The sequence below is a fragment of the Pirellulales bacterium genome (assembly GCA_033762255.1).
In the GTDB taxonomy this organism is placed as follows: Bacteria; Planctomycetota; Planctomycetia; order Pirellulales; family JALHPA01; genus JANRLT01.
Window position 1 is genome coordinate 282,065 of record JANRLT010000065.1, and the last position, 25,193, is coordinate 307,257.

Here is a 25,193-nt window from a genome sequence, read left to right on the forward strand (position 1 = left end):
AAACCTTGCGGATCAGGGGGAATGGTAGGGCAGATCATTAAATTTAGAGGGTTGGACCCCCTTTTTGCTCCTGGTAAATGATAATTTCTAGTTAATATTTCTAACTTCCATAGAGGAAGGGGGCTTGAATTTTTTTTCCAATCCCCGAAAATGCTAGATTCCCGCGATCAGCGCGGGCAGACATAGCGAGTTACCCTCCTGAGGTAGATATATGGTAACTCCTTCATTGATCTTGAGTTGCAAGTTCCATGCGACTGCGCGTCTTTCCGCAGTGTTAAATGATTTGATCATTTTTAACAGTGCGGAGTTATGAGGCGTGCGGAGTTATGAGGCGTGTGGTGTTATTAGACGCACGATGGTATTAAGCGTGTGGCTGTCAATGGGGCAGCCGCTAGGTGTGTTTCCACGAGGGTGATCATGGCCGAAGTATTGAATGTCGAAATTCGGGAAAATCGGGGTGCCCGGGCAAATAAGCGTTTGCGCGGGGAAGGTAAAATTCCCGCCATTTTATATGGCCACGGCGAAGCCAACGTCTCTCTCGCCCTCCCGGCCGAGCAATTTGCCGCCGCACTCCGCCACCATAGCCGCATGGTGCAATTGGCCGGTGGCGTCAACGAAAGCGCCTTCATTAAGGACTTGCAGTATGACACCTGGGGTATCGAGGTGTTGCATGTGGATTTTACCCGGGTTTCCACCGACGAACGGATCGAAGTGGATGTCACTGTCGATCTCAAGGGTACCGCCCAAGGGGTAAAGGATGGGGGCGTCCTCAGCCATTTGGTGCATGAGGTGCAGGTGGAATGCCTGGCCGCCGCCATTCCCGATAAACTATTTTTGAATGTCACCAACCTGGCCAAGGGACAGTCCCTGCACGCTCGCGAAATTGACCTCCCCGTGGGAGTAAAACTGCTCAGCGATCCGGAATTAATCATCGCACAGTGCGTGGAACCGACAGCCGATGCGGATTTGACGCTGGCGGCGGGCGGGGCCGAGCCAGAAGTCATCGGTCGCAAGGCGGAAGACAAGGAAGAGGCCGACGACAAGTAACATCCCGGGAATGGTATTGTGTTGCCTGATTGGATCAAAAAGCCCGGTTTGACATTCATGAAGTGTTGTGTTTCATGAAATTCATCGTGGGGCTGGGAAATCCCGGCAAAAAATACGCCGGAACGCGGCATAATGTCGGGTTTGACGTCCTCGAGATCCTCCGTCGGCGTTGGCAGGCGGGCACGGGTCGGACTCAATTTCAGGCGGAGGTGGTCGAGGTTGCGGCTCCGGCATTCCGCGGCGCGGGTTCAGCGGCGGCAGCGGTTGCCGCGGAAAAAGTATTGCTGATTTGGCCGCAAACCTTTATGAACCTGAGCGGCTCGTCCGTGTTGGCGGCCCGCGACTTTTATAAAGTTTCGCCGACGGACATATTGGTGATATGTGATGATTTTGCCATTCCTCTGGGGCGGTTGCGGATTCGCCCCTTTGGATCGGCGGGGGGACAAAATGGCTTGGCCGATGTCCTCAAACGACTAGGGACCAACAACATCCCCCGCCTGCGAATTGGCGTGGGACCCCTTCCCCCGGGTTGGAACGCGGCGGAGTTCGTCCTGGGACGGTTCACCGCCACAGAGCAAACCGAGATCGATATCCAGTTGCAGCGGGCGGCGGATGCGGCCGCCTTGTGGGCGGGGACGGGTGACTTGTCGGCGGCCATGAATCAATACAACACCGCGGGAAATTGATATTTTCCGCTAATAGTTACGCTGGGAAATTGCTCCAGCGTGGATCGCGGACAAATCGTCCGCTAAAATTTTGACCTGCCTTTCGCGCGTGCCCGCACGTGTCCATGCCGGAACGACACCCCGGCCGAAAGAGCGGCATTTGTGTGTGTCTCCAGGAGTTCTTTGTGTCCCAGAACGTCTATGAAGGTTTGTTCATTTTTGATTCCAATAAATACGCCAAAGACCCCGCCGCCTCCGCGGCCGCGTTAACCCAGGCGGTTGAAGCCCTAGGGGGCGAAATGCTGGCCAGTCGTTTGTGGGAAGAACGCCGTTTGGCCTATCCCATTGATGGCCAACGCAAAGGGACTTACTGGCTTAGCTACTTCAAACTAGACGCTAAGCAATTGGGAGCATTGAATCGCCAATACCGTCTGGATGAAGGGATCATGCGGTTTTTATTGTTAAAGGTCGATCCACGCATCGTGGAAACCTTGGTCAGCCACGCCCTCACCGGGGGAAGTGTCGTGATTGAGCGTCCCTCCGCGGCCCCTGTCGAAGAAATCGTCACCTAACATTCCCCCTTTGCCTCTTGCCAAGAGTCTGCCATGGCCAGTTTCAATCGCGTGATATTGTTGGGCAATACAACCCGCGATATTGAAATCCGTTACCTGCCCAGCGGGATGGCGGTCACCGATATCGGGCTGGCGGTTAATGACCGCCGCAAAAGCCAAACCGGTGAATGGGTGGAGGAAACCACCTTTGTGGATATCACACTCTGGGGGCGCACGGCGGAAATCGCCAGCGAGTATCTCACAAAGGGTTCACCCGTGATGATCGAAGGGCGGCTAAAGCTGGACACCTGGGAAAAAGATGGCAAAAAGAACAGTAAACTTAAGGTAATCGGTGAACGGATGCAACTCCTGGGCAGTCGGGGCCAGGGGGGTGGTGGCGGCGGGGGGGGTGGAAAGCCCGCAGGCCGGCGCCCCGCCAGTGGCGGCAGTCCCGACAATCAAGACGTAGGGGGCTATGACGATAGCGATTACGGAGGGGACTTTGACGCCCCCCCCGCCAATAAAACGAATGCCAGCGGTGACGATATTCCTTTTTGAGCACCACCCGCGCACCGCTGGGCGAGATAAGCGATAGCGTACAATCGATTTGGCCTTTAGGCCAATTTGCCCCTTGGGGCTGGTTAGTCGTTGGGCTTGCTTTGTCTGGGATACCAGGCGGGCCCGGGCTTTTTTTACTCAACATTCACAAAATCACTTTTTTCCCAGCTAGGGGATGTGCAGCATGCCTGAAACTACAAAATCTAAACGAGCCTCCTCTCACTCCACCCGCCTCCCCCGCGCCGCCAATGGCGGAGTGGAACTATTATTGATCCAGTCCGTCGATCATTTGGGCAAACAAGGCGAAGTCGTCTCGGTCAAGCGCGGCTACGCCATGAATTATCTTTTGCCCCAGGGACTAGCCACCCTGGCAACCGACCATCACAAACGAATGGTCGAAAAGCATAAAGCCCGCTTGCTGGAAATTCAAAACCAGCGCCTGGCTGGACTGCGAAAATTGGCCGAACAACTGGCCAACAAAAGCGTCACCATCGAGGCCAACGCCAACGACGAAGGACATCTTTACGGCTCTGTTGGCGCTATGGAAATCGTCAAATCGCTCAAACAGCATGACATTACCATTACCCCCGACCAGGTCCGGCTCAAGGGCCCCCTCAAAGAACTGGGCCTGTACACCGTGCATATTCACCTAGGCCAAGAAATCGAAGGCGAATTAAAAGTCTGGGTTGTCCCCACAGTGACCGACGAAGCCCTGGAAAAGAAAGTCGAAGAAAAGAAATCCGTGGAAGAAAAAAAGCCCGCCGAGGAAAAAAAGGCCAAGTAATCCAGCCCGCATCTTTGCTCGGTATGTATCCGGCATCACCATATGGCCAGGGAGTACTCCCTGGCCATTTTTCTTGCGCTGGCGTGTCGCAATGTCATTTTGCCTGCTAGGTAAGGACGCCAGAGCCGCTGGCTTTACTGTAACCGCTTAGCGCCATAGTGATGGACCGGCTCCGGTGGTTGACGGCGCGAGGGGCTGCGTCGCGGCGGAGGGTGGTTGCAGTGTGGTAGGCATAACCACCCCCGAATTATTTGCGGGCGGTACTGACTCCGCGCTCGTGCCGGCCCTCCAGTGATTGATTTGGCGGATGACGTCGCCCATGGCCGCCTGGGGAATGGCGTGCCGGGCGGTAAAGGTTTTTACCGGTCCCCCGGCGGGAGGAGTCAATTGGCAATAACAAACAAATTGGTTTGCCGGAGTTCCATCCGTTTCCAAACGAAAGTAACTGGCTCCTAACTCTTTGAGTTGTCGGCTCAGGGGAGCCAACTCCGCGAGCTGGTTGGTTGACATCGCGGTTTGCGCCGCGGCGGCGGGGATCGTCTGGGTATATTCGGCCGTGACGAGGGCCGGAGTTGGATCTTGCGAGAGGTTCCCCGTGGATGCCGGAGAAACCGCGTTAACGGGGGGGGCAGGTTCCGCCCCCCAGGCCGGACGCACGGCGCTTGCCGCGTTCATGCCGGTGATCGGGGAAGATTGCCGGGCCAGCAGCGGCGCCGCTGGCGCCCCGGGGGGCAAAAGTTGCGGCTCGCCCGCGACCGTTGGCGCAAATGGCGATGTCCCCGCCGCGTTGGTCCGCAGGGGGGCCGGTTGCGGAGGAATCGGAGTATTCGCGAGGGGTGCGGAAGCCGCGCGCGGAGCCAGAGATAAATCCGCTCGCAGTGATTGCTTGGCCAAGAGTTCCCGCGCTCCCGTGGCGGGGGGAGCCACACTTCCCTCGGGAGGACGTGTTTGCCAAGGGCGAGTGGCCATGTTGGCATCCCACCAACCCTGGGCCAGCTCGGGGAGTTGTTTGCCAAAGATGGCAATTAACGGCACCACGATCAACGTGGCTAACATGATTACCGCGCGCAGCGTCAATTGCAGGGTCTGCATAGCCGTTCCTTCCGGGTTTTTTCGCGTTTTCCGGCTTGCCCGGGGCCGGCTCCCTTTTCCGGGGCGAAAATCAGGTGGGGCATGATACCGACCGCTGTACATTTGCGGCAAGCGCAGTTCCAGCGTGCTAGCGGCAATGCCAAAAGAGAACGGTAAGGTCGCTTGCCCCGCCAGCGATCTACCGATGAACAAGCTATCTCGTCCGCTTATGCCGACACGGCCCGCCACGGGCGCAGAAAAAAACCCAGCGGTCAGCCACCACGACTTTGACCCTCGGCGAAAAAGTCAAAAATCGCGGCAGCCGCCCGCTGGGTGGAGTTCCACAATGAAACGATCCTACACAGCTAGCATTCTCTCCCGCGTTTCAGCGGGAGATCTTCTTCACCAAAAGGGGGTCGGGTTTTTTTACCCTCAATCCCCATTCGCGGTTGTAAATTTCACAATCTCTAAATAACCGTGGCCGACTCAGTTGAAACTCGTGGTGCTGGGTCTGTCCCTCCTCTAACCTGGATTAGGCCCTTCCGGTTGTTAACACGTTGTCAGGCATTTCCAGGGAGTCGGCCACGGCTGAAATCCACTCTGTCTTCTCAGGCGATGTGCGCTTTGCCACGCGCGGCAATTCGGCGGGCCAAGGTGCTCGTGGCGGCAAGTCGATGATAATCACGGTGTCGTTCCATTACCGCCACGAGCTCAGGGCCTCGCTCTGTTTCCGGTTGCGCCAGGCCGGAGCTCCTGGGCAGTGCGGCCGTTTTTTTCCGTAAGGAGGCGGATTGAATAGGCATGGTGCCGGGCAATCCAGGAACATCGGGAACGGAGGGCGTGGCGGGCTGCGAATTGTCCCGCGCGGGAACATGGCGCCCCGTGGACGCCAGCTCCCCGCGCAGAATTTTTACCTCCGCCGGAGCGGCAATCCCCAGCGTCACACGCTCGCCCGAAATACGCTGCACGACAATTTCAATGCCGTCCCCAATCATGATTCGTTCACCAACTTTTCGGCTTAATATCAACATGGTTTGGTCTCCCTCCACAAAGCCAGGATCAGACTTGGTTGAGTCACGATACGGTATTAATGCAAAGCCAAGGCCAAACTTTAGTGAGTTTTGAATATAATTAAACTAAAACGTCGTAAATCCATGTCCGGTAGCCAGTTGCATCTTAAGATAATTTTTTTGCCGCTATTTTTTTGATGCCCACGCTGGATTATGGCTTCTCAAATTGAGCTAATTGTCTCAAATTGAGATAACTGGGAATGATTGACAGGCTATTCCAGCGGGAGATTCTTTCATGCTTACCGTTTCCCTCGATTTGCGGTGGGTGCTCCTTTTGAGCCTTTGTTTGGGTGCTAGCGGCCTACGGGCCGCGCCATCATCCGGGGAGTTATTGGCTTCGGCGGAGCTAGCACTAGAGCGGCGTGAATTTGCCGAAACGATCTCCCTGGCGGAAAAAGTGCTTAGTGCCGAGCCCCAATCTATCTCCGCGTTGCGTCTGCTAGCTCAGGGGAATTCGGGCTTATTGCGACACAAGGCCGCGCTTTTGGCCATGGATCAAGTGGTCGAGCAGCGACCAGCGGCGGATAACTATCAACTCCGGGGTGAACTGCGCTTTAAAGCCGGGCTTATGGCCGAGTCCCTGGCCGACTTTGACAAAGTTATTGAACTTCAACCCCGACGCGAGCCGGGTCACTGGCAACGCGGTATTTGCTACTATTATTTAGGCGATTACGAAAAAGGACGCAAGCAATTTGAACAATATCAAAATGTGGATGATAACGATGTCGAAAATGTCGTCTGGCGGGCCATGTGCATGGCCCGCGACCCGCAACTGGGGTGGGAAAAAGCCGCCGCAGATTTGTGGAAGGTTCGGTTCGACCGCCGCGTGCCGCTGATGGTGGTGCATAAGCTATTTGCCGACCAGGCCCAGCCCGCCGATGTCCTAGCCGCCGTTACAGAGGGACAGCCCGGCGCGGAGGAACTGCAAAGCCGGCAATTTTACGCCCATTTGTATCTGGGCCTGTATTATGACGCCAAACAGGAGCCTGTTGAGGCGCGCAAGTATTTGGAACTGGCGGCGGGAAAGTATGCGTTGCCGGGCTATATGGGAGATGTGGCGCGGGTACATGCCGAGCGCCTAGCGCGGCAAGCGGCCGACAAAACGCCAGCCAAGTAGGCGCAAGCGCCGGATTAAACGGTTGCGCGTCCGGGCTGGCGATGTTGGGATCTTAACTTGGAATGCGAGGTAGTTTTTTAGCGAAAAACCCGTTTCAGTTTTCGTTTTGCAGAAAGCGCGAGCATGCCGGAACTTTCCGCCAATTTTTTGCTGTTTGGCCTGATTTGGTATCTGGTGTTTTTGTTGAGTTTGACATTGCACGAGGCGGGGCACGCGCTGGCGGCATATTGGATGGGGGACGAAACGGCATATTTGGGGGGACAGGTTACGATCAATCCCCTGCCGCATATCCAGCGCGAACCGATCGGCACGGTGGTGCTGCCGTTGCTCTCTTATCTCTTAACAGGCAATATTTGGGGGTGGGCCAGCGCTCCTTACAATTTGCACTGGAGATTGCGTTATCCAGGGCGGGCATTGGTGATGGCCATGGCCGGACCCTTGGCGAATTTTTTTTTAATGGTGGTGACGCTGGCCGGGATGATGGCCCTGTTGCATGGCGGACTGATTAACCCGGAGGATTTGTTTGACGATGGTTTATTGCGATATCCCCTGGAATTGCTCACCAACGAACCATCCCCCCCGCTAATCAAGGTATACGCCGTCATTTTTTTAGTCAGCTTGCAAAATCTGATTTTAATGGTATTCAACCTCATCCCCGTTCCCCCGCTGGATGGGAGCGCGATCTGGCAATTGGTCCTGCCCCCCCGCCTGTTTGAAAGATACCTGGAATTTTCTCTGCAACCATCATTTGTCATGCTGGGCGTGATCGCCGCCAGCGGGCTATTCAATCGGTACTTAATTGGAGATATTTTTTGGGTCTATTTTCGCGTGTTATTTTGGAGTTTTTAATGTGCCCAGCGGATCTCTTATCCTCCGCTAAGAATCGCTCAAAAAAATAGGAACCCTGATGATACACGAAATGCGTGTTAGCACGATATTTAGCTGGTTTTCACCGGCAAGTCAGTTATTATGCGACCCAAACTGATGCGGATACCGGATAAACAGGAGGAAACAGAGAGAGCGGAGCAGACAAAATATAGATAAGTGTCGATCAGTGCGGATTAGTGTTCCTTACGTATTTTTTTACCGCTAATCCGCGCTCATCGACACTAATCCCGCAAGAGGTACGCGGCTCTGTATTTTCCCCTGCTTCCTCGGCTCCTTCCCGTAAAAATTTGTAAACCTTATCGGGGTCGCTCAAAAAAAACAAGAACCCGATGATGATTCCCCGCATGTCCGTTAGCACGAAACGTGGCGGGTTTTTACTGGGAAGTAATTTAGCATGCAACTTTAGAACTTTCTCCGTTCCGGTTGTAATACCCTGGGCTCTTTACGGGTTTCCTTCAACCCGCTCAAAGTTTTCGGCATAGCCGTTGAGGCTGGGGCGGGATTCCAACTGCGGAGTGCTGGCTAAGCCGGAATTGCGCAGGGACAATAGTCGTTCCTGGCAACGGTAGGGTGATTCGCCATGATTCGGCAGCAGGCGCGTGTAGGTGGAGTCCGCGTTCAGCACGCGGGTTTTGACATTATCCAGCAGATAGGCGGGGATGATCTCGTGCAGGATGCGGTCTTTTAGCTCGGGCGATTCGACGGGAAACATGACCTCTACCCGGCGATAAAAATTACGCGGCATCCAATCGGCGCTGGCCAAAAAAACCTTGGCCGAGCTATCCGGCCCAAAGACAAAGATGCGGCTATGCTCCAAAAAGCGATCAACGATGCTGCGCACCCGAATGGTCTCGGAGATTCCCGGCAGGCCGGGCCGCAGGCAGCAGACGCCGCGGTCGATAATATCGATCGGCACGCCCGCCTGACTGGCGCGGTACAAGGCCTCAATCGTGCGATGATCAACCAGCGCGTTCAGTTTGGCAAATATGCGCGACGGCCCCCCCTGGCGAGCGATCTCGGTTTGTTCATCAATAAGCTGCAGCGTGCGGCGATGCATATCCGTGGGGGCGACGACCAGTTTGCGCCATTGATGCCCCTGGGAATACCCGGTTAACAGGTTAAAGAGCGCCGAGGCGTCCGCCGCCAAATCCTCATTCGCGGTAAATAACCCTAGATCGGTGTAAACCAGCGCGGTCGTGGGATTGTAATTTCCCGTCCCCAAATGGACGTACCGCCGCAAATTATTTCCTTCCTGCCGCACGACCAGGGAAAGTTTGCAATGCGTTTTTAGGTCCAAAAAGCCAAACACCACGTGCACGCCCGCGCGTTCCAGTTGTCTGGCCCAAGAGACGTTATTCGCCTCGTCAAAGCGGGCCTTTAGCTCCACCAGCGCCGTGACATGCTTGCCGTTTTCGGCCGCTTGGATCAGCGCGCGGGTCACGGGGGAGTCGCCGCTGGTGCGGTACAATGTTTGCTTGATGGCCAGCACCTTGGGATCGTGGGCCGCGCGATTGACAAAGTCGACCACCGTGTCAAACGTATCATACGGATGATGGACTAAAATATCCCTCCGGGCAATCGTGGCAAACAGGTCGTCGCCGCGGCGACGGATGCCACGGGGCAATTGCGGCGTAAAAGGGGGATCGCGCAGCGCCGCATGGTTGGGAAGGCGGGTCAGTTCCATCAGCGCGGTCAAATCCAGCGGCCCGTCGATGCGGTACACCTCGCTATAGCCCTCTGGCACATTGTCGCGGATGTATTCCTCGTCAATGATGCTCCGCAGCAGTTCCTCGCTGCCGCCGGCGGCCACTTCCAGCCGCACCGCGTCCCCATGTTGCCGCGCCTTGAGCCGTTCCTCGATCAAGCGCAGCATATCGTCGGATTCTTGTTCCAGCAGTTCCACATCGCTATCGCGCGTAATGCGAAACGTGGTCCAGCTTTGCGTGGCAAATCCGCCAAACAGTTCCGGCAGCCACGCGGAGATCGCTTCTTCCAGCAGGATAAAGTGCTGCTCTCCCGCCAGGCCCACCGGCACCAACCGCGGCAACACCGTGGGGACCTGCACCACGGCGAACATCTGTTTTGGCCCCAGGCCTCGGCGGCGTTCCAGCATGGCCGCCAGATACAACCCCCGGTTGTGGTAATGCGGGCTGGGGTGCGAGGGATCCACCGCCATCGGCGTCAAGATAGGGAACGCCCGCTCGCGAAAGTACTTGCCTAGCTGGTCGCGTTGGACATCGCTCAGTTCGTGATAGCCCAACAGCCGAATTTCCCGTTCGGCCAGCAGGGGCCGGATCGCGTCGTTCCAACATCGATACTGCGCCGCGACCAATTCCTGCGTACGCCGCGCGATCCGCTGCAACTGCACGATGGGCCGCAAGCCATCGGGGGAGTAATCTTGAGGCGCACCGTCGCCAAACGCCTGTTCCCGCAGGCCCGACACCCGCACCATAAAAAATTCGTCCAGGTTCGAACTGAAAATCGACAAGAACTTAACCCGCTCGAGCAACGGATTGGTGGGGTCCTCGGCCTCTTCCAAGACGCGGGCGTTGAACTCCAGCCAACTCATCTCGCGATTGATAAAATGCTCGGGTTGAAACGATTGCTCAGTCACGGCAGGATTCGCTTTTTAGGTAATTTGGAAAATCTAATGAAGTTGTATCGACGGAACAATGTTCCACCGTCAACCTTAGCTTATAGGTCCTTCTATGCCCATTGGTTCGCATAATCCTATTTTATCGCAGCAGCGGGGCATTGCGGCAGCGGGAAAGTCCTTTATGATAATCGTAGGTTGGATTTTGGTCGATTTACGCAAGATGATAAATGGCAAGGAGTTACAGTGGTAATTACAATTTACGAATGGCAAATTACGATTTAAGTTGAGGCGTGGCATTTTCCCTCGCACCCCGTTCCGCCGATACCTTCGGCGGCTTTATCCCGCGACCTGCGTCCCTTACCCCTGTCCCTTACTCTTGTGACTGACTGGCGTACTCTTTATCCGTTTGAATCGCAAGGACTTACGGTCGAAGGGCACCGCTGGCACTATGTGGATGAAGGCCCCCGACTCGCTGATACCCCGACACTGGTCCTGGTCCATGGCAACCCGACTTGGTCGTTTTATTGGCGAAATGCCATTACCGCCTGGTCCACCCGCTATCGCGTCATCGCGGTGGACCAACTTGGCTGCGGATTGAGCGACAAACCACCGGATGGCCCGTATCGGCTGGCGGACCGAGTGCGGCAATTGGGTAAGTTCCTAACCGGTTTGCAGTTACGCCATGTCACGCTCATTGGCCATGATTGGGGGGGGGCCATTGCCACCGGAGCCGCCCTCGAACACCGTGACCGCGTGGCGCGCCTAGGCCTGCTGAACACCGGGGCGTTTCGCAGCGATAAAATCCCGTGGCGGATTGCCGTCTGCCGTTGGCCTATTTTTGGTCCGTTGGCCGTCAGGGGGCTGAATGCCTTTCAAATTGCCGCCTTTTCCATGGCGGTGGAACAGCGGCAAAATCTTACTCCCCTGGTGCGCGCGGGATACGCGGCTCCGTATGGCTCCTGGGCGGAACGAGTGGCAATCCAACGATTTGTCGAGGATATCCCGTTATCGCCCCGGCACCCCAGCTATGCCAAATTGGCCGAGATCGAGGCGGGGCTGCCCAGTTTAGGGGACATGCCCAAGCTTTTGATTTGGGGGATGCGGGATTGGTGCTTTACGCCGTGGTTTTTAGAGCAATTTGAACGTGTCTGGCCCGAGGCGGAGGTGGAACGTATCGCCGACGCGGGACATTGGGTGCTGGAGGACGCGCCGGATCGGGTCATCCGCCGCGTGGCGCATTGGGTAGGATAGGGTGGCGGGTGTGCAGGGGTGACGGGGGACGAGCCTCGGCAGGACCCGTGGGAGGTAGTGGATTGTGGGTTAAGTCAGAATTGCTGGCATTTCTATTCTGCATTCATCATTCTGCATTCTTAATTTATTTCAACCTCCCCCTGCAGCAGTTCATACAACTCCCCGGCCGTGTCGAGCAGTTCCGCCTCCACGGCCGTTTCATCGGTCCCTTCGGCAAAAATTGTCAGTAGCGGTTCCCCCGCGTAAATGGGACTTTCCGCCATGGGCAAGTCCGCCACACTCGGTCGGCCGCTGGACAGATTGCGAATCGCGCACCACTGCGCGGCGGCCGTGGTAAATCGCCAGGGTTGTTGGTTAGGCAATCCATCAAATCCTTCTTGCGTTAGTTCAGTTCTCCGCGGCGCGGCGTCCGGAACATGCAAAATCGCTTTCCCCACGACCAGTCTGGCAAACGGGATCGCCCGCGCTGGCAACTTGCCCAGGAGGCACGCTTCGAGATGCAGTTTGATCGCCAGCAGCCGTTCGCCACGGGTGCCCCGTGTTCCTAACAGACTCGAACGCTCTAGTACTTCGATCGACGCCGTGTAGCGGGGGTTGATTTCCACCGGCACGATCCGTCCGTCGGCGGTCCAAATGGCATCCACGCCAAACAGGCCGACGAGGCCAAACTCGCGGGCCAGCACATCGCCAATGGCCTGCCACTGCGCAAAGATATCATCCGGCAAATGCAGCGGCCCCATCGAGCCACAATATTGAAAGGAGCGCGGTCGCGACGTGGCAGATTCGTAATTTCCCCGCGGACCTGCTTTTCCGCTAACATCCATATCCGCGGGGCTGGCCGTTTCCCCCCAACACCACGACTGCCCAATCAGTTGTCGGGTACTCCCTAGGCAGACCGCTTGGCGTCCGGCGGCGACATACACCGCGCTGACAGGCGTGCCGGGAATATATTTTTGCCAAAAGTGGTTTGCAGGTACGGCTGCGGCGGCCGGTTCCGCGCTCCAAAAATTGATGCCTATCCCTCCCCCCGAGCGGAGCGGTTTGCACAGCCACAGGGGTGGGGTGTGATTCTGTGGGAGAACTGATTCTGCTTGTAAAGGTTTGGGCAAAGTTTTTTCTGGCGGTTCATTGCGGATTTCCGCAAACGGCAGGCCAGCTTGTCGCAAGACGGCAGTCCACGAGAACGGGTCTCGCACGGCGGCGACAACCTCTGGCGAATTGCCCGCCAAGCGATGTCGCGGCGTCAGGCAAGCGGCAAGTGTCTGGAGGTGATTTTCCATCGCCCCGGTGTAGATCAGCGTGCCGCTGGGGGCATTGGCCAAAAGCGAGGGAAAGCCCGTGGGGAAGGGGTCGCAGATTTCGGTGATTTCGGCCAGCATTTGCAGGTCGGTATCGCCAAACCTATCGGCGCACCACAAGAGGCGTCCATGTTCTGGCTGATATCCGGCCTGCACCGCTGAAGCGGCCGCGGCCCGAACGCTTGCGCCGATGAGGAGTAAATTTTGCGGCAGGGACACGAGTAATTTCCAGTTGCTGAATAATTGGTTGCAAATATAACGAAAAATGTGGAGCGGATTTGATTTTTACCCAGGCAAAAAAAACCTGGACTCAGGTGGTCAAGTATGCTTAAATAGGAAAGACCTGCGGCCCGCCGGGGAATCTCCGGTCCCACCTGCCGCGTAGAACAAACTGGATTCATGCAAAGCTACGGCCTTAGAGGCCCTCCTTCTTTGCTGAATCCGCGCTTATTAAAACAAGCACCCTCCCACGGTTGGTGGGATAGCCCGCGCCACGGCCGGATCGCCGTGACGGGTTAACCGCTTATAATCCGGTAAGAGCCATTCTACAATCGCCGATCATGCTGGATAAATCCGCCAACGCCGCCAAAAACCAGTTTTCTCCTAGCCGTTATCACCGGCTGGTTGGCAGCCTCTTGGGCATGTTGTGTGGCGGGTTGTTGTTGTGGGGAAACAGCGACTTACTAGATTCCAGTAAAGGAATAGCCAGGGGAGAGGAATCCTCCCCGGCATCCGCCACGACCGCGCAATTGTCGGCCGAGGTTCCCGGCAAAGTCGTGCCGTTTATTAAAAAATATTGCGTGGACTGCCACGCGGGAAAGGAGGCCGAAGCGGGGATCGATCTGGAAAAAACAACCACGGGCGAGCAACTGCTGCGGGAACGACGGGTCTGGCGAACGGTGGCCAGTAAACTGCGCAACCGCGAAATGCCCCCCAGCGATCACGACACCCAACCCGCCGAAGGGGAAAGCGATCACGCCGCCGCCTTGATTGAGGGATTGTTAAAAAGCTCTTTGGCGGACGCCCCGATCGATCCGGGCCGCGTCACCATTCGCCGTTTGAATCGCGCCGAATACAACAACACCATTCGCGATCTCGTGGGCGTTGACTTTCGCCCGGCGGAAGATTTTCCCAGCGACGACGTCGGCTATGGGTTTGACAACATCGGCGATGTCCTGGCGATGCCGCCGATCCTCCTGGAAAAGTATTTTTTGGCGGCCGAGAAAATCATGGATCGGGCGATTGTCGTTCCCGATCCGGCCAAGATGTACACCAACCGGATGACCGGGGCGAAGCTGACCGCGGACAACGGCGGGCGGGTGCCCGAATCCGAAGCCCATCTGCTGACATCGGACGGCGCGGTGCGGGGCGATTTTAATTTTCCCACGCCGGGCGAATACCAGGTTCGTATCGAGGCCTGGGGAGACCAGGCCGGTCCCGATCCGGCGCGGATGTCGCTCAAGATTGATGACAAAGCGCTAAAGACCTGGGACGTGGCGAATGATCGCTTTAAACCACGGGTGTTTCAAATCCAGCAAGAGTTTTCCGCGGGAAATAAGCGGCTGGCGGTTTCCTTTGACAATGATTACTACTTGCCAAAAAATGACGATCCCAAAAAAGGGGGAGACCGCAACCTGATCATCCATTGGGTGGAGGTGCGGGGTCCGTTAGGGCTAGACGAGTCCACGCTCCCGGCGACGCACAAGCAAATTTTATTTGTGACGCCGCCAAAGTTACAGCCCGAGGATCTGAATAAGCCGCGTAAGCGGATTGTCACATTAAAAAAAGATCCCGAAAAGGCCGCCGCCGAAAAAGCGAGCGCTGAACGCCGCAAAGCCCGTCGCGACGCGGCGGAAAAAATCATCGACCGGTTTGCGTCCCGCGCGTTTCGCCGGCCGGCGACCAGCGATGAGCTAGAACGCCTGCTAAAAATTTGGGAAACCGTCGAGGAAGACAAACAACCGTTTGAGCGGGGGATTCAACTGGCCTGCACGGCGGTGTTGGTCTCCCCCCATTTTTTGTATCGGATAGAGCTGGACCCCAAGCCGGATGATCCTAATTTTGTCTATGAACTGAACGATTTTGAACTGGCGACGCGGCTGAGTTATTTTTTGTGGAATAGCATGCCGGATGATGAGTTGTTTGCCCTGGCTGAAAAGGGTGCGCTCCGTCAAGGGAACAATTTGGCCGCGCAGGTCAAACGAATGATGCGCGACCGCAAGGCGCAGGCCCTGGTGGATAACTTTGGCGGGCAGTGGCTGCAAACGCGGCGGCTGGCGGATGTGCAGTTTGACACGACGAAATATAGCGCCTTTGACGACCAACTGCGGGCCGCCATGCAAAAAGAGACCACGCTCTTTTTTGCCACACTTTTGGTGGAGGATCGCAGCGTTCTAGAGTTTTTGGACGCCGACTTTACGTTTCTCAACGAGCGGCTGGCACTCCATTATGGCTTTCCGGGGATTGCCGGCGACCATTTTCGCCGCGTGGACCTTTCCGCCGACAACCCCCTGGCCGCGCGACGGGGGGGACTCCTGGGCATGGCGGGAATTCTGGCCCTCAATAGCAATCCTACCCGCACGTCACCGGTCAAACGGGGCAAATGGATCATGGAAACTTTATTGGGGACTCCCCCTCCCCCCGCGCCGCCGGAAGTCCCCAAACTAGAAGATGACAAGGAAGACCAAGGGCCCCTGGTCGGCACCCTCAAGCAGCGCATGGAGCAACACCGCGCAAATCCCATGTGCGCGTCCTGCCATCGCCAAATGGACAGCATGGGCTTTGGGCTGGAAAACTTTGACGCCTTGGGGGCTTGGCGCGAGCAGGACGGCACCGAGGCGATCGATGCTAGCGGGGTTTTGCCCGGAAATGTCAAATTTTCCGGACCTGTGGAATTAAAACAGATTCTGAAGTCGAAAAAAGAGTTATTCGTCCGCTGTTTAACCGAAAAAATGCTGACTTATGCTGTCGGCCGGGGCCTGGAAGAGTATGATGAAGTCACGGTGGACCGCATTGCGGCCGCTATGGCTAGCCAGGATTACCGTTTTTCCGCGCTCTTGACCGAAATCGTCAACAGCGCTCCCTTTCAACAAAAACGTGGCGCAGGAGTTCGACCATGAACAGCCAAAAATCCGAATTCGGCAAACTATCCCGGCGGACCATCTTGCGCGGGCTGGGCGTGGGTCTGGCGCTGCCGCTGCTCGATGGCATGCTCCCCGCCGTGCGGCTAGCGGGAGTGTCCCGCGCGGCCGATGCAGCCGCGGCCCCGGTGCGACTGGCGTTTCTGTATGTGCCTAATGGGATGCACATGCCGGACTGGACGCCCAAGGAAGCCGGCCCGCTGAATGAGCTGACGCCCCTGCTCAAACCAGTGGAGGCGTTTAAGGACACGATCAACGTCTTTACCAATCTGGCCCAGCACCATGCCGAGGCCAACGGCGACGGCCCAGGCGATCATGCCCGTAGCATGGCGACCTATCTCACGGGAAAGCAAGCTTATAAAACCAGCGGGGCGGATATTAAGGTGGGCGTGTCGGTCGATCAGGCCGGAGCACAGCAAATTGGCAAACTGACCAAGTTTGCGTCGTTGGAATTGGGGATCGAGCGCAGCCGTCAATCGGGCGAGTGCGATTCGGGCTATAGCTGCGCCTATTCGTCGAATATCTCTTGGAAAAGCGAAAGCACGCCCAATCCGGCGGAGGTCAATCCGCGGTTGGTGTTTGAGCGGCTGTTTGGCGAAGGGCCCAAGAACGAACAAGGGGAATCCCGCGCCGAGCGAGAGAAATACCAAAAGAGCATTCTGGATTTTGCCCAAGAAGACGCCCGCCGTTTAAATAAGAAACTGAGCCGCACCGACCAGCGCAAGTTGGACGAATACCTGACCAGCGTGCGCGAGCTGGAACAACGGATCACACGGGCCGAACAAGAAGCGCGCGGCGACCATCCGGCTTCGCTAGCCAAAGCCGGGGCCAAGCCCGAGGGTATCCCCAAGGAATTCACCAATCATGTCAAACTGATGCTGGACATGCTGGTGCTAGCGTGGCAGACGGATTCCACGCGGATTGTGACATTCCCCCTGGCCAACGAGGGAAGCAACAAGAACTATCCCGAAATCGAAGTCTCCGAGGCGCATCACGAGTTATCGCATCATGGCCGCGACCCCAAAAAGCAGGAGAAAATCAGCAAGATCAACGCCTATCACATGCAGCATTTGGCTTATCTTCTCGAAAAGCTGCGCGGCGTGCGCGAAGGGGACCGGACGCTACTGGATAATTGCCTGGTCAGCTATGGCAGTTGCATTGGCGATGGCAACCGCCATAACCATAACAAGCTGCCAATCCTGGTCGCGGGGCGCGGCGGCGGGGCGGTCCCCACCGGTCGGCATGTCATGCTAGAAAATCAAACGCCGCTCAATAACCTGTGGCTGGGCATGCTAGCCGTGGCCGGGGCGAATGTCGAATCCCTGGGGGACAGCACAGGACACCTAAAGGAACTGCGGGGTTAATCCCCTTACGAAATTTGTTATTGATCCCATACCTGGTAATTTCGTGCACAAATCTATAATTGGCATCTTATACTAATTGCAAGTAATCATAGCGCGGTTTTTACCCAGTTTACCAAGGGATTCCGTAACTCCGTTGGAGTAGGAGTTCACTGGTTTTGTTCTTTTCCCAGGGTTGTTCGCTGCGCTCCAACCCGTGGGCTTTGTTACAGAACCCCGTTGCGGTAGCGAAGTACCGCGAAGCGGTTATGGAACTCAGCCCAGGGTTGCCGCGTAGCGGCTACCCTGGGAATACCGCAAGCCAAGAAATTCTACCGCAACGCGGTTACGTCATGCGGAAATAACTCATGAATACCTGGATACATTCACAAATTGCTAGCCGCGCTACGTTTAGCTAGAAAGCGTATTATCATCATTCTGCAAAATCAGGGTGTTGCAACGGCTTCATGCGTCCTTATGCCTACCCGGCCGCCGCTATGCCGCCGGATGGGGTTGTGCTTGGTTCCTTCATGCATGCCCCGCGGTTTCGGCCCAGATTAGTTGAAGCTGAATAATTTCGAAAAAATTTTATTTGTGTTTCGTTCTAGCGGACGCGGCGGCACTGGCTTGCGACAGAATCCGGGCATCATCATCGCCCCATCCGCGCGGGGCTGCTTGCGAATTGCCCCTGGTCAAAATAAACTAGCTCCGTGGCGGGACGTTTTTTAGACAATAGTTTTCTCCGGGGCACTTCTCATGGCAAAGCCTACTGGCCCATTTGGTTACATACCTCCCTCAAATCCGGTTGCAAAACCAATTATCCCGCCCCCCGCCGTGGGGACGCCGTCCTTGCCGGTGGCCGAGGAAGTTCCCCTGGTCGCCGAATTGGTGCCCCCAACCCCAGCGCTTCCGCGCGCTAATCAATCGTTGCATGCCGATAATCCCTACGCCGCGCCGCAGACCACGCTCTTGGCCATGCCGCCGGGAGTGGAAACCAGTTATTATATTCAGGGGCGGGACGTGGTCTCGACCAATCCCCTAACGCTACCGCCACTCTGTATCTTTTGCGGCGCCCACGCGCACGATGCCCCCAAACAGCAAAAGACGATCGGCGTGAATGCCTGGTGGCACTATCTGTTTATACTGTTGGGTGTCTTACCCGGAGTTATCTTTTTGGTTACTTTGCAAAAAAGCTGTGTTGTAGATTATTACCTGTGCCGCGAGCATCTGCGCGGCCGTTGGCGCTTGTATGGGTGGCTCTGGGGGATTTTTTTGGGTTCGATTTGCTGTATTTTTTTTGTGTCAATTATTACGGTGGTACCCAGCAGCCTTGTGTCGGTTGTAATTGGCATTTTGGCGATAACTTCAATCATTGCACTACCAGTCAGTCTCTTAATCATGATGAACCAAAGCCACATCCTCCTGGGCAAGCGCCACAAGGCTGGCTGGTTTTGGATTCGCGGGACGAAGCAACCGTTCCGTGATGCCCTGGTGGCTGGGGGGATTTCGCAAGTCCCCTAACGGCATGGCAATAAAAATTACATAATTTATTTAAATCCTAACATCATTCAAACACACGTCCCGGCCCTCCCTGTTACGCTGACCAGCGGAATAGCATTTGCCCGCGGCCATCGTGGTCCGCTTGTTTTTTGCAATTGCCACAATTTTTTTAGGGGAGACCGCTCATGAAGTTGCTCAATTTGCTCGCTGGTTCGTTGGCTCTCGCGCTCGCCACAGGTGTCGCGCTGAACACCTCCGCGGACACCATCACCGCCTTTACCTTTGAACAATTGGCCGTCGGGATAAACAACACACCCGCCCCCGCCGTGGGAAGCGGCTCGGCCACGACACTGGGCATGACCAACAATCTGACCACGCCCCCCAGTGTCAGCATGGCGGATGTAATCTTGCAAAACGGCACCTCCGGCCCGGCCACCGGCAACAAGACCTGGCGGATTCGCTCGGCGGGGACGGGGAACGGCAATGGCTGGTCCGCCCTGGCCCCCCAATACAGCCAAGGGGCGGAATTCCTCGCTAGCACCACGGGCTTTCAGGATATCTTTTTGACTTTTGACTGGAGCGCCACCACCCAAGGGGTCAAGCACCTTCAGGCGCAATACACGACCGACGGCAGCTCTTGGCTGAATGCGGGGGGGATTCAAACCGCGGGCGCTACCGAGGGTTGGATCAATGGCATCACGGTCGATCTGTCGTCACTGACCGCCGCTGATAATAATCCGCTGTTTGGCGTGCGTTTGGTCTCGGCCTTTGCCCCCAGTGGGCCGAATGCCGGCCAATATGTGAATTTGGCGGGCAATCCCATCAACAGCACCTCGGGCAATTGGCGCGTGGATAACATTATTATTTCTGGATCGGTTATACCCGAACCTTCGACTTGGCTATTAGCTGGTTTTGCCGTGGTCGGTCTGAGTTGGTGTGCCGCCCGCCGCGCACGCACGGCCTAATCTGCGCGTGGCGGGATGTAGCGGGACTACTCACGGAAATTTCTTTTATAAAAAAAACAGCTCGCTTGGCAACAAGCGGGCATTTTTTATGAGGATTGCCGCAGATGCGTTCACCCGCTAACCGAGCGGGTGGGATGATTTCAGCTTTTTTACAAAGCGGGGAGCGATCAACCGCCGCTTTCGCCTATAAATGGGTTTATTCCAGCAACTACTGCAACCCTGCCCCGAGGACTATAATAAATGTTTATCCGTCGACAATGACGGTCCGCTCATTTTTTATTAACCTCATGATGCCCGCCCGTTTGGCCCCAACTCCCGAACTGCTCGCCCCCGCCGGGGACTGGGAGGCGCTCCGCGCGGCGGTGGCCAATGGCGCGAACGCGGTCTATTTTGGCCTGCCTAACTTTAACGCCCGCTTTCGCGCGACAAATTTTCCGCCCGAGGAATTGCCTCAAATCCTCGATTTTTTGCACGACCATAATGTTCGCGGTTATGTCACGCTGAACACGCTTATTTTTACCGATGAATTGCCAGATGTCGCGCGGATCCTGGGGGAGCTGGTCCGGGCCGGCGTGGATGCCGTCATTGTGCAGGACCTGGGCGTGGCGGATTTGATCCGGCGGGTCGCGCCGCACTTGCCCGTGCATGGTTCGACGCAAATGACGCTCACAGAACCGCGCGGCATTGACTGGGTCAGTCGCCTGGGGGTGGAACGGGTGATTCTGGCGCGGGAGCTGTCGGTGGGTGAGATTCAGCAGATCACCGCCGCCACAACCACGCCGGTCGAGGTCTTTGTGCATGGGGCGTTGTGCGTGGCGTATAGTGGGCAGTGCCTGACCAGCGAGGCCCTGGGGGGGCGCAGCGCCAACCGGGGGCAATGCGCGCAGGCCTGCCGTCTGCCGTACGAAATGGTGGTCGATGGCGCCGCGCGGGATTTTGGCGAGCGGGCCTATCTGCTGAGTCCCCAGGATTTGGCCGCCCCCGAGTTGATCCAACCGCTGCTGGCCGCGGGTGTGGCCAGCTTTAAAATCGAAGGCCGCCTGAAAAGCGCTCATTATGTCGCGGCCACGTCGCAGACCTATCGGGCGGCGCTGGATGCGGCGGTGGCGGGACAAAATTTCGTCCTTGGTCCAGCGGCGGCGATCGATCTAGAGCAGAGCTTTTCCCGCGGATTTACGACCGGATTTTTAGGGGGCTTGAATCATCAAACGCTGGTCCCCGCGCGCTTCCCCAAGGCCCGCGGCGTCCGCGTGGGTACCGTGCTGCGCGTGGATCATGGCGGCATTGTGGTCCAGGTCGAAGAGCACAAACAAGATCTGTTAAAACCGGGTGACGGCGTGGTCTTTGACCAAGGGCATCCCGAACAGGATGAACAAGGGGGCCGCCTTTATCACGTGGAGATCCTTTCCGGCGGCGCGCCCCATGAACCACCCCTGGTCAATATTCGCTTTGGACCCGGTGCGATCAATTTTGCCGCGATCGAACGGGAGGCCATTGTCTGGCGTACCGACGACCCTGACCTGCGCCGCCGCATGGAACAGACCTACGCCCGCGACACCGTGGTGCACCGGCAAACGGTGAATTTTGAAGTTGCCGGTACATTGGGGAGTGCGGTGACATTAACCGCCCGGGATGCCACGACAGGCTTGACCGCCGCCGCCACCTGGCCAGGACCTTTGGCTGTCGCGCAAAAACACCCGGTCACGCTGGAATTATTACGGGAACAACTGGGCCGGTTGGGGGACTCCCCCTACACCCTGGGGGAGATCGCCACTCACTTGCCCCCGACGGCCATGCTGCCCAAGAGCGTGCTCAATGAACTGCGCCGCGAGGCGGTCACCGAACTGCTGATAAAGCGGGAAGAGCAGCGCCCCGCGATATTTCAACCGGAAAAACTCTCCCAGCGGCTGCGCGAGATTTCCCGCGCGCCCCGTCGCGCTCCCCCCGCCGCACCACAAATCAGCGTGCTGGTGCGAAACGAAGCGCAACTGCTGGCGGTATTGGCTTGGCAACCCCCTGTCCCATCCATCACGCTGGAGGCCGTTTATTGCGATTTTGAAGATGTCCGCCGCTATCGCGCGCTGGTTCCCCTGGCGCGGGAGGCAAACTGTCCCATTGGGTTGGCCACGCTGCGTATTCTGAAGCCGGGCGAAGAAGGCCTGTTATCCATCATTGGCAAGGCGCAACCGGACCGCATTCTCATCCGCAACCTGGGGGGCCTGGGCTATTTTCAAGAGCATTTTCCCGGTCTCCCCTTGTACGGCGATTTTTCGCTCAATGTGTCTAATCCCCTGACCGCGGCGCTTTTGTGGGATAGCGGCCTGACTCGGCTGGTACCCAGCTATGACCTGAACTGGGAACAACTGGCCGGTTTGTTGGACGCCGTCGATCCGCTGGGACTGGAGCCTGTCATTCATCAACACATGCCCATGTTTCACATGGAGCATTGCGTGTTTGCCGCGATGCTGAGCACGGGCAAGGACTGGCGCGACTGCGGCCGTCCCTGCGACCACCACCGGGTGGAGTTGCGCGACCGGGTGGGGGCGGATTTGCCCCTGGTCGCGGATACTGGCTGCCGCAATACGGTGTACAATTCATTGCCCCAAACAGCCGTGGAATATTTGCCCCGGATGCTCACGCGGGGGGTAAGGTACTTTCGCGTCGACCTCTTGCGCGAATCCGCGACCGAAACCGCCGGGCTGCTGGACCGCTATGCCCGCGTGCTGGCGGGCGAAGAACCCGCGCGACAAACCTTTCGCCAGTTGCGGGTGCTCAACCAATTAGGCGTGACGCGGGGCACCTTGTCAGGTTAATATCTCCGCAAAATCGGCGTTATTGCGGAAGTCACAACGTAAGTCCCGGTTCGTTTTCATGCATCAACCTCGTGCGGGAGCCACCCCCTTTGTTTGACGAATCCCCCTTTGAGATCGAGCGGTTTAGCGGCATAACGCGGGTTTTTCCCCTGCCAAACTTGGTGCTCTTTCCCCATGTCATGCAACCCATGCATATTTTTGAACCCCGCTACAAGGCCCTGCTGCAGGAAGCCCTGGCCGGGGACGGCTTATTGACATTGGGCGTGCTGGCCCCTGGCTGGGAAGGGGATTACGAAGGACGCCCCCCGCTTTTGGAATACGGCTGCCTCTGCCGGGTCATGAATTATCATTTGACCGATAAAAACACCTACAATGTCCTGCTGGTGGGGGTACGGCGGTTGCAGTTGATCACCGAACTTCCCCCGGAAAAGCTCTATCGCGAATTTCAGGCTACCATCTTGGAAGATGAGTATCCCCTAGCGAGCGAGGGACACCGCGACGCGCTGCAGGCGCAATTATTAGATGTCTTTCAACGGGCATTGCCCAAATTGGCCGATGGACCCGAGCAGTTGCGCGAAGTGCTGGGCCAGCGGATTTCATTGGGAACCCTGTGCGATATCATCAGTTACACCCTGGATATGCCCCCCGAGAACAAAGTGGGCCTGCTGGCCGAGACCGTGGTGGATCGACGGGCGGAGCGATTGCTAGAGCACTTTCAACGTATCCTGGCGGGACAACCGGCGTCCGAAAGCGAGTCCCAGAATTCAGCCAACGGGGCCAATCCCTCCGCGCGGCGGTCGTTTCCACCGGACTTTAGTCAAAATTAGCGCGCGCGACAGAGTCAACCCGGGAGGAAGCGGAAATCCTTTTCCTTACAAGCCGTGCGCCTGACATCCAGCGCGCCTACGGCAGGGGCGGGATGACATTTCCGCTTACTCCACTTGCCGCCCTTCGATGTAAAGATGTTCGCGCACGCTGCCGTCGGCGCCATACACCCGCCAGCGGCCATGCATTATTCCCGCTCGGTATTCTCCCTCGAGAGCCTTGGTCCCATCGGGGCGCCATTCGATCCACCAACCTTCTTCCTTGTCATCCACATATCCCCCGGAATACAGCGGCCGCTCCTCCTGGTCGTATTCCACCCAACCATCCCCCTGCTTGAGTCCATCGACGGTGCCGTGGATGATTTCCCGCGATTGCGCGCCGCTATATTGACTAAGTAACTGGGGAACCTTTATCAACAGTTGATCCCCTTTATTGGCAATCCGCGCGAACAGTCGCTGCAAAATATTCACGCTAGGGGGAAGCGAGACCCGCAGATCGGCTTGCACCACGCGGGGCAGTTCCACCAAAAATTTCTCGCGCGTGGCGGGATCGCTGTTTTGTAGCCACGCCCAAATGTCGTCACCGGGTGGACGCAGGGCATAAAAGCGGGGGACTTTTTCCCGCGGCAGGCGGTAGCCCCGGACCACGTTGCCGGAGACCAGACAATGCGACAAATACGCGTGCCACCAACCCAGATAATAAGTTAAGGGCGTCGCCAAGAGCATGATCGCGACAACCCGCGCGGGCCAGTTCAGTTGTTTCCAAGTAACGGATAAAGAAACTCCTTGCCAGGGCCAGAGAAACACCGGCGCGGCGGCCATGAGCAGCAGATTCCAGGGCCAGACGGGATCGGGCCAGGTGGCGGGATCGAGCGCCGCCAGGCTTGCTTCCCATTGGCCCGTGGATACCGCCTGAAATGCCGATGGCAGTCGGCTGGCACTGATAAAAATCAGCAAATGCAAGACCACCCCCCCTATCGTGGCAAAAATCCGCGTGGAGGGAACAAACACCATCACGCCTAGTAGCATTTCCGCAAGGGGAATCGCCACGACCAGCGCCTGGGCGGTCGATTCATCAACGGGGAACAGGAACAAATTTGGAAATATATGAACCCCCTCGCTAGCAAATCGGGGGGAGAGCAGCTTATGCAAGCCAGCATAAAACCAAAGGGTCCCCAGGTGAATTCTGGCTAAATCGCGCCCAGCCGGACCGGGCAGCGTCCCCGCCAAGAGCAAAAGCGGCGAGATCACTTGCGGTTGCAGCCGAATTTCATCCTGCAGGATCGCCCAAATCAATACCCCGGCGTGACAAGCAAGCCCAATCCGAAAATAGACCAGCATCACCCCCGCCGAGACGATCAGCAACCACAAAAAATCCAGGGGAGGGCCGTAGGAACCATCCGCCACGGGCAACAGCGGCACGCTGCGCGCGCTCCAATGATCCGGCTGAAAATCAAAAATCATCCCCAGCCAATCTCCCCAGCCCCGAATCGGCTGGGTGTAAGTGTGCGCCAACCAGACCGGCCAGGTGATTCCCAGGGATAAGATTTGTAAGATTACCCCCCAGACGCGAAACAGCCGCAGGGTTCCAGAAACTCCCTCGGGATCGGGATTGGCCAGCCATTCACGCCAAGTAGCACGCGCGTAAGCGGGGGGCTGGGAAAGAGCGTCGGTCATACGCGTTTAAACGTGCGCGGAAACAAAGGGTTAATAAA

The 25,193-nt window shown here is 57.0% G+C and carries 19 protein-coding genes; 14 read left to right on the forward strand and 5 right to left on the reverse strand.

The window, feature by feature from the left end:
- Positions 1–417 precede the first annotated feature (417 nt).
- The 5 genes from SFX18_18475 (at position 418) to rplI (ending at position 3,605) form a co-directional block, all read left to right on the forward strand.
- Positions 418–1,047: a 50S ribosomal protein L25 gene (locus tag SFX18_18475; protein MDX1965136.1), complete on the forward strand. Its 630-nt coding sequence runs from the start codon at positions 418–420 to the stop codon at positions 1,045–1,047.
- 74 nt (positions 1,048–1,121) lie between these two features.
- Positions 1,122–1,733 (forward strand): aminoacyl-tRNA hydrolase, encoded by a 612-nt coding sequence (gene pth, locus SFX18_18480; GenBank protein ID MDX1965137.1) that lies wholly within the window; start codon positions 1,122–1,124, stop codon positions 1,731–1,733.
- Between the two features lie 164 nt (positions 1,734–1,897).
- Complete coding sequence (gene rpsF / locus SFX18_18485; GenBank protein MDX1965138.1) at positions 1,898–2,284, forward strand: 30S ribosomal protein S6; 387 nt, start codon at positions 1,898–1,900, stop codon at positions 2,282–2,284.
- A 33-nt stretch (positions 2,285–2,317) separates the two neighbouring features.
- Positions 2,318–2,821, forward strand: a complete 504-nt coding sequence (ssb, locus tag SFX18_18490) for a single-stranded DNA-binding protein (GenBank protein ID MDX1965139.1) — start codon at positions 2,318–2,320, stop codon at positions 2,819–2,821.
- Between the two features lie 184 nt (positions 2,822–3,005).
- Positions 3,006–3,605 carry a 50S ribosomal protein L9 gene (rplI, locus tag SFX18_18495; GenBank protein ID MDX1965140.1) on the forward strand — a complete coding sequence of 200 codons (600 nt, stop codon included), beginning with the start codon at positions 3,006–3,008 and terminating at the stop codon, positions 3,603–3,605.
- Between the two features lie 147 nt (positions 3,606–3,752).
- Here rplI and SFX18_18500 read toward each other — a convergent pair whose 3' ends face one another.
- Together SFX18_18500 and SFX18_18505 are read right to left on the reverse strand one after the other, a co-directional pair.
- On the reverse strand, positions 3,753–4,697 hold the full coding sequence (locus tag SFX18_18500) for a hypothetical protein (GenBank protein ID MDX1965141.1): 945 nt from the start codon (positions 4,695–4,697) through the stop codon (positions 3,753–3,755).
- Between the two features lie 587 nt (positions 4,698–5,284).
- On the reverse strand, positions 5,285–5,707 hold the full coding sequence (locus SFX18_18505) for a carbon storage regulator (protein MDX1965142.1): 423 nt from the start codon (positions 5,705–5,707) through the stop codon (positions 5,285–5,287).
- A gap of 274 nt (positions 5,708–5,981) precedes the next feature.
- On the opposite strand from SFX18_18505, the gene SFX18_18510 reads away from it, so the two are divergent.
- Together SFX18_18510 and SFX18_18515 are read left to right on the forward strand one after the other, a co-directional pair.
- Positions 5,982–6,863, forward strand: a complete 882-nt coding sequence (locus SFX18_18510) for a hypothetical protein (GenBank protein MDX1965143.1) — start codon at positions 5,982–5,984, stop codon at positions 6,861–6,863.
- Positions 6,864–6,986: 123 nt separating this feature from the next.
- On the forward strand, positions 6,987–7,712 hold the full coding sequence (locus SFX18_18515; GenBank protein ID MDX1965144.1) for a site-2 protease family protein: 726 nt from the start codon (positions 6,987–6,989) through the stop codon (positions 7,710–7,712).
- A gap of 481 nt (positions 7,713–8,193) precedes the next feature.
- Here SFX18_18515 and ppk1 read toward each other — a convergent pair whose 3' ends face one another.
- Positions 8,194–10,365, reverse strand: coding sequence for a polyphosphate kinase 1 (gene ppk1, locus SFX18_18520; protein MDX1965145.1), 2,172 nt, complete (start codon positions 10,363–10,365; stop codon positions 8,194–8,196).
- Positions 10,366–10,725: 360 nt separating this feature from the next.
- Here ppk1 and SFX18_18525 point away from each other — a divergent pair, with 360 nt between their 5' ends.
- Positions 10,726–11,598, forward strand: a complete 873-nt coding sequence (locus tag SFX18_18525) for an alpha/beta fold hydrolase (protein ID MDX1965146.1) — start codon at positions 10,726–10,728, stop codon at positions 11,596–11,598.
- 119 nt (positions 11,599–11,717) lie between these two features.
- Here SFX18_18525 and SFX18_18530 read toward each other — a convergent pair whose 3' ends face one another.
- Positions 11,718–13,115: an ATP-grasp domain-containing protein gene (locus SFX18_18530; protein MDX1965147.1), complete on the reverse strand. Its 1,398-nt coding sequence runs from the start codon at positions 13,113–13,115 to the stop codon at positions 11,718–11,720.
- 341 nt (positions 13,116–13,456) lie between these two features.
- On the opposite strand from SFX18_18530, the gene SFX18_18535 reads away from it, so the two are divergent.
- The 6 genes from SFX18_18535 to SFX18_18560 all read left to right on the forward strand — a co-directional run bounded on the left by SFX18_18535 (position 13,457) and on the right by SFX18_18560 (position 23,481).
- Positions 13,457–16,015: a DUF1592 domain-containing protein gene (locus SFX18_18535; GenBank protein ID MDX1965148.1), complete on the forward strand. Its 2,559-nt coding sequence runs from the start codon at positions 13,457–13,459 to the stop codon at positions 16,013–16,015.
- Positions 16,012–17,400, forward strand: coding sequence for a DUF1552 domain-containing protein (locus SFX18_18540; GenBank protein MDX1965149.1), 1,389 nt, complete (start codon positions 16,012–16,014; stop codon positions 17,398–17,400). Before SFX18_18535 ends, SFX18_18540 begins: the two co-directional genes overlap by 4 nt.
- Positions 17,401–18,210: 810 nt before the next feature.
- Positions 18,211–18,897: a hypothetical protein gene (locus SFX18_18545; GenBank protein MDX1965150.1), complete on the forward strand. Its 687-nt coding sequence runs from the start codon at positions 18,211–18,213 to the stop codon at positions 18,895–18,897.
- Positions 18,898–19,061: 164 nt separating this feature from the next.
- A complete protein-coding gene (locus SFX18_18550; protein MDX1965151.1) occupies positions 19,062–19,841 on the forward strand; it encodes a PEP-CTERM sorting domain-containing protein in 780 nt (259 codons plus the stop codon).
- A 287-nt stretch (positions 19,842–20,128) separates the two neighbouring features.
- Complete coding sequence (locus tag SFX18_18555) at positions 20,129–22,654, forward strand: DUF3656 domain-containing protein (GenBank protein ID MDX1965152.1); 2,526 nt, start codon at positions 20,129–20,131, stop codon at positions 22,652–22,654.
- Between the two features lie 71 nt (positions 22,655–22,725).
- Entirely contained in the window at positions 22,726–23,481 is a 756-nt protein-coding gene (locus SFX18_18560; protein MDX1965153.1) for an LON peptidase substrate-binding domain-containing protein, read from the forward strand.
- Between the two features lie 105 nt (positions 23,482–23,586).
- Here SFX18_18560 and SFX18_18565 read toward each other — a convergent pair whose 3' ends face one another.
- On the reverse strand, positions 23,587–25,155 hold the full coding sequence (locus SFX18_18565) for a hypothetical protein (GenBank protein ID MDX1965154.1): 1,569 nt from the start codon (positions 25,153–25,155) through the stop codon (positions 23,587–23,589).
- Positions 25,156–25,193: the final 38 nt, after the last annotated feature.

Coding starts and splice junctions, on each gene's coding strand:
- pth (MDX1965137.1), top strand. CDS start 1,122: ATGAAATTCATCGTGGGGCTGGGAAATCCCGGCAAAAAATACGCCGGA.
- SFX18_18505 (MDX1965142.1), bottom strand. CDS start 5,707: ATGTTGATATTAAGCCGAAAAGTTGGTGAACGAATCATGATTGGGGAC.
- SFX18_18555 (MDX1965152.1), top strand. CDS start 20,129: ATGATGCCCGCCCGTTTGGCCCCAACTCCCGAACTGCTCGCCCCCGCC.
- SFX18_18540 (MDX1965149.1), top strand. CDS start 16,012: ATGAACAGCCAAAAATCCGAATTCGGCAAACTATCCCGGCGGACCATC.
- SFX18_18510 (MDX1965143.1), top strand. CDS start 5,982: ATGCTTACCGTTTCCCTCGATTTGCGGTGGGTGCTCCTTTTGAGCCTT.
- rplI (MDX1965140.1), top strand. CDS start 3,006: ATGCCTGAAACTACAAAATCTAAACGAGCCTCCTCTCACTCCACCCGC.
- SFX18_18500 (MDX1965141.1), bottom strand. CDS start 4,697: ATGCAGACCCTGCAATTGACGCTGCGCGCGGTAATCATGTTAGCCACG.
- SFX18_18475 (MDX1965136.1), top strand. CDS start 418: ATGGCCGAAGTATTGAATGTCGAAATTCGGGAAAATCGGGGTGCCCGG.
- ssb (MDX1965139.1), top strand. CDS start 2,318: ATGGCCAGTTTCAATCGCGTGATATTGTTGGGCAATACAACCCGCGAT.
- SFX18_18565 (MDX1965154.1), bottom strand. CDS start 25,155: ATGACCGACGCTCTTTCCCAGCCCCCCGCTTACGCGCGTGCTACTTGG.
- SFX18_18515 (MDX1965144.1), top strand. CDS start 6,987: ATGCCGGAACTTTCCGCCAATTTTTTGCTGTTTGGCCTGATTTGGTAT.
- SFX18_18550 (MDX1965151.1), top strand. CDS start 19,062: ATGAAGTTGCTCAATTTGCTCGCTGGTTCGTTGGCTCTCGCGCTCGCC.
- SFX18_18535 (MDX1965148.1), top strand. CDS start 13,457: ATGCTGGATAAATCCGCCAACGCCGCCAAAAACCAGTTTTCTCCTAGC.